Source organism: Actinocorallia lasiicapitis (genome assembly GCF_054778695.1).
In genome coordinates this window covers 1-18,455 of the sequence record NZ_BAAGZI010000089.1, presented here as the reverse complement: position 1 = coordinate 18,455, position 18,455 = coordinate 1, and the positions used below count along the sequence as shown (strand labels likewise).

Below are 18,455 nucleotides of genomic sequence, written 5' to 3'. Positions count from 1 at the left end.
GCGGTGGGGAGGGTGATGATGCCGGGGTTGGCGTCGACGAGGTGGACGGTGTTGGCGTGGGTGAAGACCATGGCCGTCGGGGGGAGGTCCTGGAGCTGGCGGCGTTCGGGGCGGAGCTCGCGGGAACGGCCCGGGCCGTCACGGTGAGTGAGGGTGCGGGGCCAGGCGCCCGTCGCGATCACGTCGGCGAGGGAGCGGGGGGCGGGCTGGGGGCGGGCGACGGGTTCGGTGAGGGCGTGGCCGCCCATGCTGCGGCGGGCGTAGGCGACGGTGCTGGAGTAGGGGTCGGTCGGGTCGGCGGGGGTGGCGGTCTCGGTCAGTTCCGAGAGCAGGAGGTGGGCTTCGGTGCCGAGGTAGTCGGCGGCCGCGGCGGCGTCGTCGGCGTTGCCGAGACGCATGAAGCCGACGGCGGCGTTGCCCCGGCCCAACCGGCCTCTGACGTGCGGGGCCACGGTCCGGTACATGAGGACGAGCCCGGTGCCGGTCGCCTCGCACGCGTCCGACAGCCGGTCGAGGACGTCACCGCGCAGCTTCTCCGCCCCGCACAGGAACACGGTGTGGCTCCACGGGCTCGATGCGGGCCCCTGCCTGATCATGTGGGTCAGCGTGGTCGTCACATAGGTGGCGAGGACCTTGTTGCTGAGCACCCCGGCCCGCCGGTCGAGGGACAGCACCCGCAGCCGTGCCGGCGGCAGCCCGACGGGATCGGAACCGAGATCGGTGAGGGTTCTGAGCTGGGCTTCCAAGGTCCAGGCGCGTTCGAGGACGACGCGGTCGGCGGCCGTCCGGCCGAAGAGGGTGGCGATCGCGTCGAGCTGGACGTCGGTGAGGAGGCCGGCGCGCAGGTCGTCGCGCGGGTCGCCGACCTCCGCGAGCGCCCGCAGCGCGGCCGTGATCTGCGCGATCGACGGGGCCCCGCCGAGCACCCGGATGACGCGTTCGAGGATCGAGTTGTCGATCGAGACGTCACGGACCGTGGCCTCGGCCTCGGTGGCGTTGACGGTCTGCGACAGGACGTCCGCGAACGCCGCCGGGGCGAGCCGCGCCCCGAGGTCGAGCCGTTTCAGGTCGGACGGCAGCACCCAGACCAGCGGGTCTTCGCGTGACAGGTCGATCAGGTCCTGGGCGACGGCCCCTTCGGACAGGTCGACGACGGTCACCTGGGAGCCGTCCGCGAGACGGGCGGCGCCCATGAGCGTCACGGCGGCAGACCAGCCTGAGAGGGTTCCGCCCGCTATGTCCACCCGGTCGACGCCTGTGGGGACGGGCACCGGATGCCATTCCCGCTGGTTCTCGTAGGCGGCGCGGCTGTCCTCCCATTTGCGGAGGGCGATCGCGTAGCGGTCCTCGTCGTCGGCGCGGCGGCGTTCGAGCCGGGCGGTCTCGCGGTCGCGACGTGCCTTTTCGGCGCGTTTCCTGATCCGCATCGCCTGCTCGCCCTGCCAGATCGACCAGCCGGTGATCGCGCCGATGACGGCGCACGCCACCACACCGACGTCCGCGAACAGCCAGAGGAGCTTGCCGGACAGGCCGAGGACGAGGAAGAAGGCCGCGCCCAGGGCGGCGGCACCGCCCGTCCATTTCAGGGGGCGGTTCAGGAGGGTTTCGCCCTCGTAGCGCTCGGCCTCCTCCTGCCAGGTGGGGGCGGGCGGCGGCTGGGGGCGGCGCGGCTCAGGTCCGGGATCGGGGTGCGCCTGGTCATAGCGCCAACCGACGTAGACACGGTCCATCGGCTATCGCGCCGTCCGGATCGTCACGGCCACTAGCCCTCTGTTCCTTCCGGTGGACGCCCTACAGGGACAGAGTAAGAAGCGTGCCGCCTCGGCGTCCCGAGTTCAACGGAACAGCGGGACAGTCTCCCGGCCAAGTATGGCAATCAGGGCGAAAACCCCCATCGACCCCTAATGCGTGTCGTTCAGATGGCCGGATCCGGTCAGAGGCGCAACGGGGTGGGGGCGCCGAGGAGCCGGGGTTCGATGGTGAGATCCGGACGCCCCGGGAGGATCTGCCCGGACGTCGAGGTGACGCCCGGGACCGTCGCGATCATCGACGGGAGATCGAGGACGGGGACGTCGGCGAGATCCGGGTAGCCGACGGCCGCGGTGACGGTCTCGCGGTGCGAGCCGTCGGGGGCGGGCTGGATCACGCAGCGGGCGACGAACTCGCGGCCCGAAACGATGATCGCGGTCGAGGGGCGGCCGCGGCAGGCGGAGTCGAAGGCTTGGGGGTCCCAGCGGCGTCCGGCGGGTTCGCACCAGCCCCAGCCGGTGGGTTCGGTGCCGGCGAGGGCGCGGCAGAGCTGGGCGGCGACGGCGCCGACGGGTTCGCCCTTGGCGCGGCGGGCCTCGACGGTGAGGACGAGCTGGGCGCCGGGGCGGGTTTCCGGCTGGGCCAGGAACCCGGGAGATTGGGCGGATATTTCGGGATCTGGGGTGAAGGCTTCGCCGTCCCAGCGGAGGACTTTTCCGGTCAGGCCGTCAGAGAAGGTGCCGTTCTCGGCGATCACCCAGCGGGAGCCGGGCAGGCCGCCGAGCGCCAGGCAGAGCGGGACGGTGATGCGCGACGTCCTGTCCGTCACGATCTGGAGGGCTTTGCCGCCTGGGGCCATCCAGGCGAGCAGCGGCACGACGGCCCGCCCCTGGAACACGACGACGGTCTTGCCGGTGACGATGTCGGCGACGCTCACCCGGCACTCCACACGGTGCCGCCGACCGCCCCAGCCACTTTCTCCGCGGTGTCGAGCGCAGCGGTGATCCCGTCGTCGCCGTCGGCGGCGCCCCGCACGTCCACCCACCAGACCGGCCCGCCGACCCGCGCCCCCAGCAGCCGCTCCACCTCGCCGGCGGCCTCCACGAACACCGGTTCCTCCACCGACACCACGACCCGTCCCCCTTGCCGTCTGACGAGCACCGGCCACCGCCCGTCCCCGCCGCCCAGCAGCGACGACACCAACGCCAATTCGGGCTTCTCCTCACCGAGCACCACAAAATCCCTGGACATCCCGCGCCTCCCCTCCCATTCCGCGCGGACGATCCTAGCCGCCACCACTACCATCGAACCGTCCCTTTCCCCGCACCCAAGGAGCCCCGGTGACCACCTGGCAAACGGCCGCCCTCCTCTCCCTGGGCCACCCCCTCAACGGCCTCACCCCCACCACAGACATAACGCCCCAAGCACCCACACCTCCCCACGCCCCCGGGCCCCCGAACAGCCCCAGCCCGACAGACAACGCCCCCAACGGCCCGGCCACGAACACGCCACCCCCGGGATCCGCGGCTACGGGGACGGCACCCCAGGGAGCCACATCTCCGTATGCTCCCGGGCAGGAGAGCGGGGACGGCTCGGCGGGCGAGGCGGCGTTCGGGCGGCGGGACGTCCCTGTTGCGGGTGCGTCCTGGACGTCTGGAACTGCGGCCCCGTATCCCAGCGGCCCTGTGAACGGGATGCCGAACATCGAACGGCCAGGCGGGGGCGCTGTGGCCGGTCAGTTCGGCGGTTCGGCGAACGCTTCTTCGTGGGCGTCCCAGCCGGGTGGTGCGGCGGCAGGCGCGGATCCCCTGGGGGCCGGTGCTGCGTTCGGGCAGGGCGACGGGGCGGGCACTTCGTTGGGCGGCGAGTCCCCGCTGGGCGACGGCGCCGGGCGGGCATGGGTGCCCGTCCATGTTCCCGGGAGCGGGACCGCGCCGAACGACGAAGCGGGCCGCGCGTTCGGTGGCCGGCCGAGTGACGTCGCGGGCGCGCGGCCCTCGAACCCCGCCCTGCCCGGCAGCGAACCGTGGGCTCAGGACGCGAGCGGCCCTGCCTGGGCACTCGACGCACGGCAGGACGACGGACGTCCGGCGACACAGGGCTCTGCGCCTTCACGTCACACCTCCGACGTCGCGCAGACGGCCCCCACCATGTCCTCGCCGTCGCTCTTCGGCGCACCAACCGAACAAATCAGCCCGAACATGGGCAGACACGCTGCACCACTGACGCCAAGCGATCTACTCAGCCCTTCAGACGCCCAAGGAAACCGGCCCCCATCCCACCGCGCAGCATCGGACCAGGCATCTGGCAACACTGAGTCGACAGGCCGACCCTCGTCAACGCCAGACGCTCAGCAGGGCCCCGGCAACCAGACGGCCCCGCACCAGGATCCGCCCCACGGGTCTACCCACGCACGCGACGGAGCGGGCCCCGCCGAGCCCTCGCCAGCCCCTGTCACCTATCAAGACCTCGGCGGTCAGGCAGCACCGCAGCAAGATCGCCCCACAGGGTTCGCGCAGATGACCCACGGAGCGGCCCCCGGCGAGGCCCCGCCCGCATTCGGCACGCAGCAAGACGTCAGCGGCCAGGCCGTATTCCCCGCAGGACTCGCGCGCATGGCCAACGGAGCAGAGTTCGGCGGCGCTCCGTCAGCGACCGGCGCACAGCGAGACGTCGGCCAGGCGACACCGCCCCCAGAGCTTGGGCAGCTACGCGACGGAGTGGGGCTCGGCGGAAGCTCGGCTGCCGGGCAGGGCGGCGATCACCCCATGCCAGGACGTCAGCCACTTGACCATCTGGCGGCGAGGGAATCGGCTGTCGGGATGCGGGGACAAGCGAGCGGCCCACAGGGTGAGCCGAACGGAGCGCGGACGTCCTTCGGTGAGGCGCGAGTGTTCCCTCCTGACGGGCAGGGCGTGCCGGGCATCCAGAGTCCAGCCAGTGGATCGCCCTACCCTCAAGCGGGCGAGCAAGCCGCGGCCTACGGTGAAACGGGAATGCTCCCACCTAACGGGCAAGGCGTGCCGGGCATCCAGAGTCCAGCCAGTGGATCGCCCTACCCTCAAGCGGGCGAGCAAGCCGCGGCCTTCGGTGAGGCGGGGATGCTCCCCCTCAACGGGCAGGGCGTGCCGGGAGTCCACGGGTCGGGCGGGGGGTCGCCGCATTCTCAAGCTGGCGGGCAGGACGGGGCAGCGGCTTACGGTGAGGTGACGGGTGGAGGTGCGGCGGGGCCCGATCCCCGGCAGGCAGCGATCGGTGCGGCCGGGGCGCTCCCGTTTAACGGACATGTGCCGGGCGTCCAGGGGCCGGGCGGGGAAGCGCAGCGCCCTCAGGCCGGTGGGCAGGGCGGGGTGGGGGGACCATACGCAGTACCGCCGGAGGTGTTCGGAGGGGTGGCCGGGGCCAGTGGGACGGCGCCGGTGGTCGGTGGGGAGTTGGTGCGGCGGGTCAAGCATGGGGATCGGCTGGTTCGGCGGGTCGGGCAGGGGGTGCGGCGGGCCGTCGGGGCGCACGCGGCGCAGGACGTCAGGGCGTCGGAGGAGATCGCGGCGCTGCTGGGGAGCGCGGTCAGTTCGTGCCGGCAGATCGTGGTGAGCAGCATCCGGGGCGGGGCGGGGAAGACGACGGTCGCGGCGCTCGTCGCGCGGACTCTGGCGGCGCACCGCAACGACCGCGTCCTCGCGTTGGACGCCGATCCCAGTCTCGGCTCGCTCCTGCTGCGGCTCGGCGCGCGGACACCGCGCAGCGTCCGCGACGTCACGGGCCTGCGCTCCTGGGACGACGCCCAAGCGCTCCTCGCCAACCCGTCCCCCAAACTGTGGACGCTCCCCGCCACCAGCGCCTCAGGCCTCGACCCCGAACTCCCCCCGGAAACCTTCCGCACCGCCCAAGGCGAGCTGAGCCGCTACTTCGCGGCGACGGTCATCGACTGCGGCCCCGGCCTGACGTCCCCGCTCCACGAGACGATCCTGTCGTCGGCCCACGCCCAGATCCTCGTCGCCCCCGCCACCGTCGACGGCGCCCTCAGCACCCGCCGCGCCCTCGACCACCTGGCCCGCAGCCCCCTGGCCGCGCTCCTGCACCGCACGGTCGTCGCGCTCGTCTCCCACATCCCCCACACCGATGCGGACCACACCAAAGCGGAACAACTCCTCTCCCAGGGCGGCCTCCCCGTGATCGCCCTCCCCTACGACCGCCACCTCGCCACCGGCACCACCATCGACCAGTCCCTCATCTCCACGACGACCGCGGCCGCCGCCCGCAACCTCACCACCGCCTCCTTCACCCGCTCCCGCTGACCACCGCCGCGACGATCATCAACACGGCGGCGGGCAGGTAGAACCAGCCGACCGAAGCCAGGGCGAGAACACAGAAACCGGCCAGCAAGGTAGCGACCCTGGTGGAAGCACGCTCTCCGGACGACCGAGGAGCAACGGAACCGCCGCCAGAAACCGGGATGAGGAGGACGAGCGGCCCTTCCGACTGGACGAGCTCCCAGGTCCCCTGCATGGATTCGGTCGTGGGAAGAACCCCGAGCAGAAGCGCGGTGGCGGCGCTCACGAGTACCGAGCCGACGACCCAGCGGAACGAAGCGAGACGCCGACCGGCGCGCCACGGCAAAAGCCGCCAGCAGGACCAGGCAGCCGCCCGAGTGCTCCGCGTCGGGCTGGTAGTAGCCGCCGAGACCGCGGCCGTCCTTCCACGGGTCCTCGACCACCTCCGGGGGACGTCGCAGCTCGAGCCTACTCGGGGGCCCGTCGGTGTCGGAGGGGCGGGATAGCCTGGCTGTGGGGGTTCGGAGCGGAGGGGTCGATGGTGACGCAGGGGGATGTGCTCGGGTACTTCGAGACGCTGTCGAACTGGGGGCGGTGGGGTGCGGACGATCAGCTCGGCACGTTGAACCTCGTCACCGATGAGGTGCGGGTGGCGGCGGCGCGGGCCGTCCGCCATGGCAGGAGTGTGTCGTGTGCGTGGGAGGTGGCCGCGCCGGGGGACATGGAGCGGGCGACGACGACGTGCCCGTGCGCTGCCGACATGCCGGGCGCCGAGAACATGCCGGTGGCCGCGTTCCACGACGACCGGCGCTGGGGGTTCTCCTCCGAGCGGCTCGGCCTCGCCTACCACGGCAACACCGTCACCCACCTGGATTCCCCGTGCCACCTCTTCTGGGACGGCACGATGTACAACGGCCGGTCGCACACGCTGGTCGACACCGAGACGGGGTCGGGGTGGGCGGCCGTCACGGCGGCGGCGAACGGGATCCTCACGCGCGGCGTGCTGCTGGACGTCGCGAAAGTCCGTGATGTTCCGTGGCTGGAGCCGGGGCAGGGCGTGTTCCCCGACGATCTGGAGGAGGCCGAACGCCGCCAAGGCGTGCGAGTGCGGTCCGGCGACGCGGTGCTACTACGGACCGGCTACGGACGTTTCCGGCACGAATCCGGCACATCCGGGGGTTTCACCCAGGCCGGCTGGCACGCCTCCTGCCTGCCGTGGCTACGGGAACGGGACGTCGCACTGATCGCCGCCGACACCCCCCAGGACGTTCAACCGTCGGGCTACCCGGACGTGCTGATGCCCGTCCACGCCGTGAGCCTCGTCGCGATGGGCCTATGGATGCTCGACAACTGCGACCTGGAGGCGTGCGCCGCGACAGCCACCGAACTAGACCAGTGGGACTTCCACCTCACCGTCGCCCCACTCCGCCTCGCCGGCACCTCCGGCAGCCCCACCAACCCGATCGCCACCTTCTGACGCCGAGTGCGGGACGTCGGCAGCCGGTATTCGGAGTGGCCGCCCTGGGTGATCGGCGACCACGGGATGTGTTGACGCGGATCGACGGGGTCAGGACTGGGGTACTACGGACCAGTCGGCGTCGCCGTCCTTGACGGAGGAGTCCTTGAAAAGGGCCATGACCTGGAGCACCTCGTCGACGACGGCCGACATCGGCCTGGACGCAGGAGACGTCACGCCGAACGCGCTCGCACCGGGACGTCCGGACGCAGACCGCTCGCTCGCGCCGGTGCCGGGACGGCCCGGGGTCAGACGGGCGGCGCGCTCGTTCCAGCCGGCCCGTTCGAGCGCCGCGCCCCAGGCTTCGCGCTTTATTCGCCGTATCGGGCGATCTCGTCGAGTATCTCGTCCACGCTCAGTTCCTTCGCTCGTGGGCACGCGCGCGGCGGTACCAGCCGGACAGTGCGACACCAGCGCCGCCCGCGGCCATCAGGTTCAGTAGGAACGCCCCAGGGCCCGACCCGTTCCCAGAGGCCGCGAGACACCCGAACGCCGTGACGACCGCCGCCACCGCACCGCTGGCCGTCCACAGATCAACGGGCCTCGCCGGATCACGGAAAACCCTGACCCCGAACCCGACGGCCAGCACCGCGATCGACACAACGACCATCGCCGCGGTCGCGGCGTCCGGCTCCGTCCTGGGCGTCGCATGCGCTTGAAGGAACCACAGCCCGGGATTGGCCAGCGCGAACACCACCGCACCACCCTGCGACAGCAGAACCACGGTCCGAGCCGGTGGTGCCCCCACCGCAGGCCGCCATCTCCGCCGTCCCATCGCAGACATCTCCCGAAGATCACGACCTTTGGATGGATCATCGTAATGGCCCCGCCAAACCCCAGTCCACCCAATCCCCAACCCCACCCACGGCAGCCACAGACCCGAGCACGAGGTAGTCGCAGCGCAGGCGCGCGAGCGGACGGTAGACCGACACCGAGACGGGCTCGGGGTGGGCGGGTGCGGCCGGGCGACGCGGTGCTGCTACGGACCGGCTACGGCCGTTTCCGGCACGAATCCGGCGCTCCGGGGGTTTCACTCAGGCCGGCTGGCACGCGTCCTGCCTGCCGTGGCTGCGGGCAAGGGTCATGCAGGGAGCGGTGGCGGCCGTCGCTCGTCGGGAACACCGGGCTCCACGGCCGCCACCGTCATGATGGGACGGTCAGATGCCCTCCCCCTTCAACGCACCCAACAGACCGCCGAACTGACGAGCACTCAACGCCAGGTGCGGCGACCGAGGATTCTTAGAGTCCCTGACGGCCACAGCCGTCGGAAAACGAGCCAGCTCAACGCACGCGTCGTCGGTCACACCGCCGCTATAAGAGCTCTTACGCCAGGTCACCTTCATGTGAAGGCCTCCATCCTCTCCTCGATCAACGCGAGGGTTTCATCGCTGGTGATCGCCTTCTCACCGATGCGATCGAAATCTACGGCCAAGTCGCGCACTTCGTTGGGCGCTTCGATCAGTCTGCCTCCCCGATTCGCTCCTGCATACGCAACATCGCGGTCTTCCAGGCTGATCAGCCGGAACGGACCGTCCTGTCCCGGGTGAGCCCCTGCGCCCGGGAGGATGACCCGGATCGAGACATGGCGCAGCTGCGCAAGCTCCTGGAGATGCTTCATCTGCTCCCGCATGGCAGCACGACCTCCGACAGCGGTGTGCAGCGTCACCTCATCGAAGATCACCCAAATCCAGGGCGTGTTCTCACCATGCAGCAGCGCCTCCTGTCGTGCCATCCGCGCGCTCACCTCTGTGTCAACGTCCCGTTCCGGGCCTGCGGCAAGAAGCGCACGCGTATAAGCCTCGGTCTGGAGGGGGACGGGGATGACCGAGCCGCCGTAGATCTTGATGACGCGGGCTTGGCTTTCGTAGGTGGAGAACTGTTTGAACCACTCGGGGTCGTGGCCGAGGCGGGCGTAGTAGAGGAGGAGTTGGAGGAGGAAACCGGTGCCGTAGCGTTGGTCGAGGATGAAGGCTTGGCGTTCGTCGATGCGGCCGCGGCCGCCTTCGATATTGGACGTCGTGGAGCGGGCCGTCCCGATCAATGCGCCGACCTGGTCCAGGGTCATCCCGTGCTGATCGCGCAGAAACCGCAACTGAAACGCGAGCCAGTTCCAGAGCGAAACCTTGGGGTCAAGCGGCTCACGAGCGTTCGACACAGCCCCTCCACAGGTTTTCAGTTAAGTCGAAAACCTCGGAAAAGACCGAGGCCCGAGCCATTCTCGGCATCAGTTCTACACCCGATCTGACCTGGAAGAACAGCGATGCCGCTCATGACCCAAGATGATCTGTTCATTCCCCTGATGGGCTCCCCCGCAGCCGCCGGCCTGGCCCGAACCCTCATCACCCAACGCATTAACAAATGGAACCTAACCGACAAATTGGACGACGCTCTTCTGGTCGCGTCCGAACTCATCACCAACGCCGCCGAGGCGTCCCCTGGCAGGGAGCTCAAACTCCACCTGACCCGCTCCTCGGCCGGCCTGCTCATCCAGGTCTGGGATCCCAGCCCCGCCGCCCCCCGATCCCGCCCCGTCACCCCGCTCACCCACGCCGCGATCGACGCCGCCCCCGAAACCCAATGGGACAACGGTGGCTCCTGGGGCCTCCCCCTCATCCAGGCGCTATCCACAGACTGTGGATTCCGCCCCACCCCACCCACCGGGAAATGGGTCTGGTCCCATCTCAGCTAATTCCGATCCGCCGAATATCGACGCGGCCCTCGGCGGCGCCGGCCAGCACCCCGATGACGGCCTCCGCGGAAACGTCGAACGACTTCATGGGAACGACGATGGTTCGTGACGCTCCAGGAAGGCCACCGAGTTCGACTCCGAGCACGTTCCCGGACGGATCGCTCGCCACCCTGATTTCCGAGATGTTCGCCCAGCGAATCCGCAAGGCTCGGCCGAACACGCGAAACCGCACACCGTCCGCGTCGGCCTCGAGAAAGGGCCGGTGAACCCAGAAATAGACCATCGCCACCGGCACAGCCGCCCAAAGCCCGACGACGAAAAGAAAAACCCCCCAGACGACGGCTCCTTCACCCTCAGCCGGACCGATCGCACCATACGCGACGGGCGCGAGGCCGACCTGCACCACCACATAGCCCACGATCACGGCGAGCATCCCCCTGCTCCGCTCACCCACGAACCGCCGAACCTCCACGACCACCTCCTCTCGAACAAACTCAGACCAGAGCGCGTAGCGCCTGCTCAGTGAACCTTTTCCAACAGTCTCTCAGGACTGCTGGAAAAGGTTCACTGAATCCCGCCCTGCCCGAAACCATCGATCATTTCAATAGATAACGGTTCGGACCTCGCTGTCCGTAGGCGAGCAAGGCGATCACTAGGAACGCGATCGGCGGTAGCTGTTCTCTACCGCTGAGCGCGGCTTGGATAGCGAAGGCCCCAACCAGCATGAACAGGTTCGCCACAGCCAAGAGCGAGCCCAGAACGATCAGAGCGACCGCCCCGACATGCGCTCCCGGCTCCGCGACAATGAAATAGCCGCACATACCCCAGATTCCCAGCAGCACGACATAGAGAATCACGCCCAGGACCGTGATGGGTCGGCTCGGGCGCAGAAATCCGTCAGGCGGGCTCACGTTCAGCAGATCACCCAGAGACCTGGACGGCGGAACTCGTGTGTACTCATGGGGAGCTCCGATTTCTCCGTCGGAATCTGCGGTGTAGGACCGTGAAGAGGGCCGCCAGGAGGAACAGGGTGGCGATGGCGACTGCGGCCAGTAGAGGTGTGTTCGGGGGATTCTTGTCGGTGGCCTGGGGCTCGGAGGTCGGGGGAAGGGTGGCCGTGGGGCGGGCCATCTTGGCGGTTTTGGTTTTCCAGGCGTCGTAGCGTTCGTAGGGCTTGTTGGGGCCGGGTGGGGGGATTCTGCCGCGGACCAGGGCGTCGATGACGGGGACGCCGTAGCCGGTTCGGGTGTCCCAGCCTTCCTGGTAGGCGTCGGCGGTGGTGGCGATGACCCGGCGGACCAGTTCTCGCGAAGGGACGTCCGGGAGGGCTGAGCGGAGCAGGGCGAACAGGCCGGAGACCAGGGCCGCCGAGACGCTGGTGCCGCTGATCAAGCGAACCGAGCCGTCCCGTTGCAGGCCGGGAGTGTCCACTGCGGGAGCGGCGAACGTCATGTAGTTGGCGGGATAAGTCTGCCGCCAGGTGCGGAAGTTCTTCGCCATACCGCCGACGGTGATCACTCCGGCGCAGACGCCCGGCACAGAAACCGAGTCGTTCAGGCGGCGCGGATCGTTGCCCGCCGCGACGACCAGGATGACGTCGTGCTCTATCGCGTAGGAGACCGCTTCCTGGAGCGTGGGCTCGCACTGATCCGTGTAAGCCGAGCCGTCCCTGCCGAAGGACATGTTGATAATGTCCGCGCCCTGGTCGACCGCGTATCTGATCTCCTTGGCCCAACCCTGGAACCCGATCCGGGCGGGGTCGCCCGAGGTGATCCGAGAACGGACGATCGGCAGGATCTTCGCTTCCGGCGCCACTCCATAAAAACCGTCCGGACCCGTACCCCGGGCGGCGATGAGGGCCGCCATGGTCGTCCCGTGACTCGGGTTTTCGGACCGTTCGCCCTTACTGAAGTCCTTGCCGGGCAGGAGCGCGCCACGCAGCGAGGCAAGCTCGCCATTGATCTTGGTGTCCAGGACGGCGACGATCACACCTTTGCCCTTGCTGTAGCGCCACACGTCCTCGGTGATGCCCCAGATCGGGAACCACCACTGGTCGGCACGCGGCCCGGCGGCGTGCACCGCACCCGCCGGGAGGAGGACGGTGGAAGCCGCGACGGACAGCGCCGCCGCGGCTCTCAGCAACCCGGTGCGCAGAGTCATCCGATGACCGGGGGCGCCACGTCATCGTCGCTTCCCCAGATCTCTTCGTCCTCGGAAAGCCACGTGGTGCGTTCATGTTCCTGGCCGCCGCGGCCACTGCCGCCAGCACCGCCCAGCATCCCGCCCATCGGCATCCCCATCCCCATCGGACGGTTGCCGCGCGCGGCGGCGGCCGCCCGCTGCTCCGCGGCCTCTGCACCGATCACGCCGAACGCGCCGCCGACGCGGGGAGTGCCACCGAACCCGCTGAGACCGCCCGGCGGCACCTCTCCGGAGAAGGTGAACGAGCGCGGACGTCCAGAGCCCGAACCGTTGCTACCCGGGCCGAAACCAGGGCCGAAGCCGCTGCCCCAAGGGCTGCCGTTCGGGCCGTAGCCGTTGCCGGGGCCGGGCAGCGTCCCATTGCCAGGACCGCCCGGCAGGCCGAACGGATCACTACCGGGACCAGGCCCTGGAAGCGCGCCGGCTAGGTCGGTGCCGTTCGGCCCGGTCCCCGACCCGCCCGGTCCGATCACGCCGCCGGGTCCGATCCCAGGGCCGGAAGTCCCGGGGCCCTGCCCGGAACCATTCGGGCCGCTGCCATCCGGACCGCTGCTGCCGGGGCCGCCGTCCGGACCGTTTCCGCCCGGTCCGTCGCCATTCGGACCGTCACCGCCAGGCGAGTCATCCCCGGGAGCCCTGTTGCCGGGTCCCTCCCCGTATCCCTTGCTGCCGGAGCCGACTTCCCTCTCCTTGCGTTCCCCCGGTACCCCGAACGGCGGACGGGCTTCATCCGTGTCTCCGGGAGGGAGGTTGAGGAAGAGGTCGGAGGGGACGGCGAGGTAGGCGGTGTGGAGGTCGGCGTTGAGGTCGGCTAGGGCGGCTCGGTTGCGGGCCGTGTCGGCTTGGGCGACCTTGGGGAGGAGGGCCGCGACCGTCGGGTTGAGGGGGGTGTCGGGGACTCGGGCCTTGCCTTCGGTGACGGCCGCCGTGACACCGTCGAGGGCCTGCGTGAACTGGAGGCTCGCGCTGATCAGGGTGCCGGCGCTCTCGTAGAGCTGCCCGAGCTGCTTCTGGACGAGCACCGCCGACGGGCCCTGCCACGCCTCCGTGAGCACCTGGGCGTTGCGCCGCAGATCGCCCTGCGAGTCGCCCAGGGATTCGGCGACCTTGAAATAGCTCGCCTTGGTCTCGTTGGGTGCGTCCGGCTGGGCGCCGTTCACCAGGTTGACGATCGCGGTCGAGCTGTACCCGGCGGGGTTGCCCGCGGGGAGTTCGCCGTCCTTGACCGGGACCGGTACGTAGTCGTCTTCCGCCATGACTCCCCGCTCACATGCCTTCGGTGCTGTGCAGCCTGCCCTGCTGGGTCCGGAACATCCGGTCGTTGAACGCCTCGGCCTCCTCGGTGAGGTCCGCCGAACGCAGCAGCCGGACGATCACCGCCTGACCCGACTCGATGAACGCGTCGTACGCGGCGACCATCCGCCGATGCGAGTCGGACAGCGAGTTCGTCAGCTCGACGGCCACGTCCCAGCCGCCGACGGGCGGAGCACCCGTCGCGGCCGACAGCACCGTGTCACGCGCGGCCCGGACGTCCTTCAACCGGTTCTCGATGCTCTTCGCGACCCCCAGAATGTCGTCCGGATGCCAGACGATCTGCTGGCCGCCCCCGACCTCCGGCCAGTTGAGGCCGGGCTCGTACGGCACAGGCATGAAGCTCTCCGATCGGGTCGAGGAGTGGCTATCGGCACCAAAGCGAACTGATCACACTAAAGCAGGGCAAGAGGCACGATCTAGTCAGCTCCAGAAAAAGCCCAGGCAGCGTGGCTCAACCGTTATTTCACTTCATCCTACTTCGGACCCGTTCCTTGGACGGGGCCTTGCCGGATCCATCGGGGGGTAAACGGGAACCAGGAGAGCGCCAATCCCAACAGCCACGAGCGGGACTCGTCCCATGACACCAGTGCCACAAGGGCAAGAATCCCGGATGCCGCCAGGCTCCCGTATCTAAGACCTCGTCCCGTCGCAGACCAATCAAGTCCGCGCAACTGCCGCACCGAGCACCACGCCACCGCGAGTGAGAGCGCAATGCGCAGTCCCAGCGCCGTTCCGAGGATGAGCTCGAGCCCACTCAGCCGCTCCCGCCAAGGCATCCAAGACCCATAAGTGAGGGGCAGCGCGAACGCCAGTATGCACAGTAGGGCGATCGTCATGTGAAGGATGAGATCAACCCGAACCAAGAATCGATCGGGTCGACTCACTGGCCTGTCGCCACATTGAGCACCGGTTGCGGCCAATTACCAGCGGTGAGCGCGCCACCTCCTGAAAGCGCTTTGTTGTCGTTGAAGATGCCGCGCAGTCGGTTGGAATGTTCCGCGAGGTCACTCCGCGCCTTGGCATCAGCCGCGAGGAACAGGCCAGCGGCAGTGATGACGGCGCCGATCGCCTGAGCCACCGCGAGCAGGGCCGCCCCGACCGAAGCGATCCCGCGCGCCGCCTTGATCAGGGCAACCACCAAAGCAGCCACGATCCCCGCCACTTCGAGCCAGAAATAGGTGAGGGTCCTGGCCGAATCGACGAGAATACCCGAGACGTCACTCGCCCCATCGGCATAAGACCCCACAGCTTGCGACTGGAGAGGGGGCCCGCCCTTTCCCAGAAGTCTGATCTGATACTGCTCCGCTGCAGCGCCAGACCAGCTCTTGGTGGATTCCATGGAACCCAAGGTGAGCTGGTTAGTCACAGGCGAGACCTTGGACTGCAGCTCATCAGTCCACCGCTGTGCGGTTTTCCAAAGAGCCGGCGGCCATCCGGGATCGGCGAGGCAGGCCTTAATCTCATCGAAGACCTTCACCGCTAGCTCGCTGAGCTTCGCAATGAGCTTCTTCAGCTTGTCCCAGAGCCAACCCCATCCATCCACGGTGAAGCTGCCCAGAGCGGACAACCCGTCACCGATCGTTGAGTTTATTTTGTCCATCAAGGCCTGGAAGGCATAGTTATCAGTCTGTGGCGACACTATTTCCACACCCGCCGAATGAACTTGTCGTTCTTTTCCTCCGTCGCGTCATAGGCTGCAGTCACACGTTTCAACCCTGCGGCGACGTCGTCGAAGACCCCGGAGGCCTGCTCCGCGAGGTTGACATACAAGATACAGACATCCATGTACGCCCCGGTTTCACCGCTGCTCTTACCCAGGTATCCGAGCTTGGACCCGGCGTCTTGGAGCGAGGCTGCCGTACTCTTGGCCGCCTTCATGACGCCCGCAGCCGCAGTCCATTTATCTTCGTCTGACCTCAGGTCCTTCAGCTTTACCTCGAATGCCTTCGGATCGAACGGTGCCATCGTCAATTCTCCTTAGTCGGCATGAGTGCGCCCAAGAGCGATGCGATCTCCACGGCGACCTCATTGAAGCCATCGACAGAGTCCGCAACAACAGGGCCTTCGCGGGCTGCTGCAAATGCCGAGTTCAGTTCGTCGTTCAGCTTGCTCGTGTCGACCGTCTTCAACCAGGAATCATCCAGGCGAACTCCGGTGACCGTTCCTCGATCCAGGTCGAGTACGACCCTTCGCCTGACGCTCTCAACCATCTGGTGACTCTTTGCGAGCGGCCTGGCCGCTCCACCGGCGAACAAGGTTCCCAGTGCGTCGAGCGCGCCCATGACCTGTTCGAAGATTGCAGTGGTATCGACGACGTCGCGGGGGGCAGGCATGACGTCCGGCGCAAACGGCCGCTCCCCAACGCGGTCGAACGTCTCGGCTTCGAGCTCCGCTGACAAGTCGAAGAGTGCCGACGCGATCGCTGCGGTCAGGGCTTCCGCCAATCGTTCGGGGCCTAGACTACGCCGCCAAGACGGAGCGACCCGCACAGCCATGATGGCGCCACTGAGGTCGACCTTCACCTCGATCTGGCGGGTGAAGTCCCGGTAGGTCCGTGCTTCACCGCTGCCCAGTAGGGAAACAAGCCCATCAAGCTCCGCGCCGACCTCACGTGCGCTCTCGATGATTGCGCTGAGTCGCCGAGCGGAACCGTCATCGACTTCTGCCCCACGAGAAGGATCTAGGCCCGGTTGTCTCGTCTGCTCGGTGACGATCTGCCGTGAATCTGGCTGCGTGGAATCCTGCGGGTCGGCATCTGCTTCCTCACCAGCAGACTCGGGGTTCGGTGTCTCTAGCTCAGCATGAGGTCGCCGACTGTTAGCAGCGAGCCGAGACGAAGCCTCCTCCGGGTTCTCGGGCGCCATAGGAGTGCTGCTGTTCAGCAATGCGTCAAGTTCTTCGGGCGTGGGCATAGTGGCTACGCACCCAGGTTCTGTTGGTGGAGCGGCGGAAAACACGAGAGTCATCACCTAGGCAGGGCCAGAGGAGCAGCCTGGTAGCAACGGTCCGTATCCAGCCAAGGTAGCGACACAGCGCTGCCCGCGGCGAGAGGTGTGGTCTCGCCGCGGGAGGCGCTCGGCCGGTCGAGGAGCGGGGCGGGTCAGCCCCAGACGCGGCGGTTGGCTTCTTCGGTTTCTACGTAGTTGGTGCGGGCGCCGCCGATGTGGACGGCGATCGCGGCGATGTCGGAGCCGAGGTTCTGGCAGGCCTTGTCCCAGCGGGCCTTGGCGTCGAGGTACGCCTTGCGGGCGTCACCGTCCCATTCGGCCAGGTTCGCTCCGAGACGGCGCTCCAGCTCGTTGAGCCGGTTGTCGAACGCTTCGAGAGTGCGGGAGAAGGTCTGCTGGGCCTGGGTGAGGGCCTCGGGGTCGACCTTGGTGAAGTCGGTAGCCATGTCCGCGTCCTTAGTGGTTGAGGAGTCCGTCGAGGCGGTTCATCTCGTTCTGGTTCTGGTCCTCGACCTTCTGGTACTGCGCCTTGTTGTGCACCAGATGGTCGTGGATGTCGCCCAGGTCCTTGAGGGTGCGGGTGAACGCCTTGTCGAAGTCGACGAAGACCCGCTGGATGAAGCTGTCGGCGGCGTTGCCCCGCCAGCGCGCCTCGAGCGCCTGGACCTCGGAGCGCAGATTCTTCTGCTGGCCGGTGACGTCACTGACGGCGCCATCGACATCGACGGCGGCCGCCGCCATCTTGGCCCTGTCTGCACTGAACTGGGGTGCCATTTCGGCCTCCTCGGTGGGATCGCGGCGAAGCTGATCACACTAGAGGAGCCAGAAAACCATGATCTAGTCAGCGCGGGTAAACACCCAGGTAGCGTGATCTAACCGTTATTTCAATACGCAACGGTCTTCAGCCCGCCTGACGAGCGGCCGCCTTGCTGTCGAGAATCGGACCTTCGGGGAGCAACTGCAGGAGATATGACGGAATCCTCAGCGCCCGATCCGTCGCATATCCGAGTTTCACCACGTCATCGGCGGTGGCGATCGGAAAACGCCGCCCGTCCTCAGTGATCAGGACATATCCGGCAACATTCGGCGCGTTCTGCATGACGCCCGCCAGCACCCCGGTCCCGGGACGCATCGCTACCTGGTCGAGCCGGTCGGGCCTGCTCCCCACGGCGGCCGCGTCGGCGATCGGCGGGAGCGCGGCGTCCAGGGTGAGGACGGGCCTGCCCTCCGAAGGATCCGGATATTCGGCGCACAGCGGACGTGTCCCGTCGTACGGGACGACCGTCGGCGGGACGTCCGGCAGGCCCCGCGCGGGCAGCCGCGCCCCCGCCGGGACCCGGTTGACCGCGGCCCGCGACAGCCGGACCGTGTTGGCGGCGCGCGGGCTGTTCTCCAGCAGCCACGCCTCGGTCTTGGAGATCGGCGCGAGCCCCTCGCGCAGCAGCACGAACCACTGCTCGGGCGACGCCCCCGACGCGGCGACCGTGTAGGTCTGGCCGATCCTGGCCAGCCCGCCGAACGGTGACGCACGGCGCGTCCCGTATCCGGGAATGTCGGGCGGCCGGAAGCGCGGGCCCGGCGCCAGGCCGTTCAACCAGAGCGGCGGCACCTGGACGGGCTGGTAAGCGGCGGCCAACGGCCGCAGCAGCACCTTCGGCAGCTCCATCCGCAGGCCGTCGGCGACCAGCCACAGCGCCTTCCCCGACGCCACGACCACCCCGGTCCCGGCGGCCAGCGGGGCGCCGCCGAGCCGCGCCCCGACC

At 68.5% G+C, this 18,455-nt stretch carries 22 protein-coding genes; 3 read left to right on the top strand and 19 right to left on the bottom strand.

All coding sequences use genetic code 11. From position 1 onward, the window contains the following. The 3 genes from ACYVE7_RS13080 to ACYVE7_RS13070 all read right to left on the bottom strand — a co-directional run. Positions 1-1,730, bottom strand: a 1,730-nt coding sequence (locus ACYVE7_RS13080; RefSeq protein ID WP_460364915.1) for a hypothetical protein, incomplete at its 3' end; no start/stop codon positions are given. Positions 1,731-1,933: 203 nt separating this feature from the next. Next, positions 1,934-2,686 (bottom strand): DUF6177 family protein, encoded by a 753-nt coding sequence (locus tag ACYVE7_RS13075; protein ID WP_460364914.1) that lies wholly within the window; start codon positions 2,684-2,686, stop codon positions 1,934-1,936. Continuing rightward, positions 2,683-3,000: a hypothetical protein gene (locus tag ACYVE7_RS13070; protein WP_460364913.1), complete on the bottom strand. Its 318-nt coding sequence runs from the start codon at positions 2,998-3,000 to the stop codon at positions 2,683-2,685. Before ACYVE7_RS13070 ends, ACYVE7_RS13075 begins: the two co-directional genes overlap by 4 nt. A gap of 2,141 nt (positions 3,001-5,141) precedes the next feature. On the opposite strand from ACYVE7_RS13070, the gene ACYVE7_RS13065 reads away from it, so the two are divergent. Then, positions 5,142-6,047 (top strand): nucleotide-binding protein, encoded by a 906-nt coding sequence (locus ACYVE7_RS13065; protein ID WP_460364912.1) that lies wholly within the window; start codon positions 5,142-5,144, stop codon positions 6,045-6,047. On the opposite strand, the gene ACYVE7_RS13060 is transcribed toward ACYVE7_RS13065, so the two are convergent. Further along, a complete protein-coding gene (locus ACYVE7_RS13060) occupies positions 6,031-6,309 on the bottom strand; it encodes a hypothetical protein (RefSeq protein ID WP_460364911.1) in 279 nt (92 codons plus the stop codon). The two genes, ACYVE7_RS13065 and ACYVE7_RS13060, sit on opposite strands and share 17 nt — an antisense overlap. A gap of 252 nt (positions 6,310-6,561) precedes the next feature. On the opposite strand from ACYVE7_RS13060, the gene ACYVE7_RS13055 reads away from it, so the two are divergent. Further along, a complete protein-coding gene (locus ACYVE7_RS13055) occupies positions 6,562-7,500 on the top strand; it encodes a cyclase family protein (RefSeq protein WP_460364910.1) in 939 nt (312 codons plus the stop codon). 90 nt (positions 7,501-7,590) lie between these two features. Here ACYVE7_RS13055 and ACYVE7_RS13050 read toward each other — a convergent pair whose 3' ends face one another. From ACYVE7_RS13050 to ACYVE7_RS13035, 4 genes are all read right to left on the bottom strand, one after another. Further along, positions 7,591-7,716 (bottom strand): hypothetical protein, encoded by a 126-nt coding sequence (locus ACYVE7_RS13050; protein WP_460364909.1) that lies wholly within the window; start codon positions 7,714-7,716, stop codon positions 7,591-7,593. A 178-nt stretch (positions 7,717-7,894) separates the two neighbouring features. Continuing rightward, on the bottom strand, positions 7,895-8,263 hold the full coding sequence (locus tag ACYVE7_RS13045; protein ID WP_460364908.1) for a hypothetical protein: 369 nt from the start codon (positions 8,261-8,263) through the stop codon (positions 7,895-7,897). Positions 8,264-8,696: 433 nt separating this feature from the next. Further along, the gene (locus tag ACYVE7_RS13040; RefSeq protein ID WP_460364907.1) at positions 8,697-8,882 is read right to left on the bottom strand and encodes a DUF397 domain-containing protein; all 186 of its coding nucleotides are present in this window, start codon (positions 8,880-8,882) and stop codon (positions 8,697-8,699) included. Beyond that, positions 8,879-9,694: a helix-turn-helix domain-containing protein gene (locus tag ACYVE7_RS13035; protein ID WP_460364906.1), complete on the bottom strand. Its 816-nt coding sequence runs from the start codon at positions 9,692-9,694 to the stop codon at positions 8,879-8,881. The genes ACYVE7_RS13040 and ACYVE7_RS13035 overlap by 4 nt, the downstream gene beginning before the upstream one ends. A 105-nt stretch (positions 9,695-9,799) precedes the next feature. Between ACYVE7_RS13035 and ACYVE7_RS13030 the strand changes: the two genes are divergently transcribed. Continuing rightward, entirely contained in the window at positions 9,800-10,228 is a 429-nt protein-coding gene (locus tag ACYVE7_RS13030; protein ID WP_460364905.1) for an ATP-binding protein, read from the top strand. Here ACYVE7_RS13030 and ACYVE7_RS13025 read toward each other — a convergent pair. The 11 genes from ACYVE7_RS13025 to ACYVE7_RS12975 form a co-directional block, all read right to left on the bottom strand. After that, on the bottom strand, positions 10,221-10,661 hold the full coding sequence (locus ACYVE7_RS13025) for a hypothetical protein (RefSeq protein WP_460364904.1): 441 nt from the start codon (positions 10,659-10,661) through the stop codon (positions 10,221-10,223). The genes ACYVE7_RS13030 and ACYVE7_RS13025 overlap by 8 nt on opposite strands. A 163-nt stretch (positions 10,662-10,824) precedes the next feature. Continuing rightward, positions 10,825-11,085, bottom strand: a complete 261-nt coding sequence (locus ACYVE7_RS13020; protein WP_460364903.1) for a hypothetical protein — start codon at positions 11,083-11,085, stop codon at positions 10,825-10,827. A 100-nt stretch (positions 11,086-11,185) separates the two neighbouring features. Beyond that, positions 11,186-12,388 (bottom strand): S8 family serine peptidase, encoded by a 1,203-nt coding sequence (locus ACYVE7_RS13015; RefSeq protein WP_460364902.1) that lies wholly within the window; start codon positions 12,386-12,388, stop codon positions 11,186-11,188. Next, complete coding sequence (locus ACYVE7_RS13010; protein ID WP_460364901.1) at positions 12,385-13,686, bottom strand: hypothetical protein; 1,302 nt, start codon at positions 13,684-13,686, stop codon at positions 12,385-12,387. The genes ACYVE7_RS13015 and ACYVE7_RS13010 overlap by 4 nt, the downstream gene beginning before the upstream one ends. A gap of 10 nt (positions 13,687-13,696) precedes the next feature. Continuing rightward, on the bottom strand, positions 13,697-14,080 hold the full coding sequence (locus tag ACYVE7_RS13005) for a hypothetical protein (RefSeq protein ID WP_460364900.1): 384 nt from the start codon (positions 14,078-14,080) through the stop codon (positions 13,697-13,699). Between the two features lie 544 nt (positions 14,081-14,624). Then, positions 14,625-15,392, bottom strand: a complete 768-nt coding sequence (locus ACYVE7_RS13000) for a hypothetical protein (protein WP_460364899.1) — start codon at positions 15,390-15,392, stop codon at positions 14,625-14,627. Beyond that, positions 15,383-15,709, bottom strand: coding sequence for a hypothetical protein (locus ACYVE7_RS12995; protein ID WP_460364898.1), 327 nt, complete (start codon positions 15,707-15,709; stop codon positions 15,383-15,385). The genes ACYVE7_RS13000 and ACYVE7_RS12995 overlap by 10 nt, the downstream gene beginning before the upstream one ends. A 2-nt stretch (positions 15,710-15,711) precedes the next feature. Then, positions 15,712-16,656, bottom strand: a complete 945-nt coding sequence (locus tag ACYVE7_RS12990; RefSeq protein WP_460364897.1) for a hypothetical protein — start codon at positions 16,654-16,656, stop codon at positions 15,712-15,714. Positions 16,657-16,844: 188 nt separating this feature from the next. Continuing rightward, entirely contained in the window at positions 16,845-17,138 is a 294-nt protein-coding gene (locus ACYVE7_RS12985; RefSeq protein ID WP_460364896.1) for a WXG100 family type VII secretion target, read from the bottom strand. Positions 17,139-17,148: 10 nt separating this feature from the next. Next, positions 17,149-17,466, bottom strand: coding sequence for a WXG100 family type VII secretion target (locus ACYVE7_RS12980; protein ID WP_460364895.1), 318 nt, complete (start codon positions 17,464-17,466; stop codon positions 17,149-17,151). A 127-nt stretch (positions 17,467-17,593) separates the two neighbouring features. Further along, on the bottom strand, positions 17,594-18,455 hold an 862-nt coding region (locus tag ACYVE7_RS12975; protein WP_460364894.1), incomplete at its 5' end, for a type VII secretion protein EccB.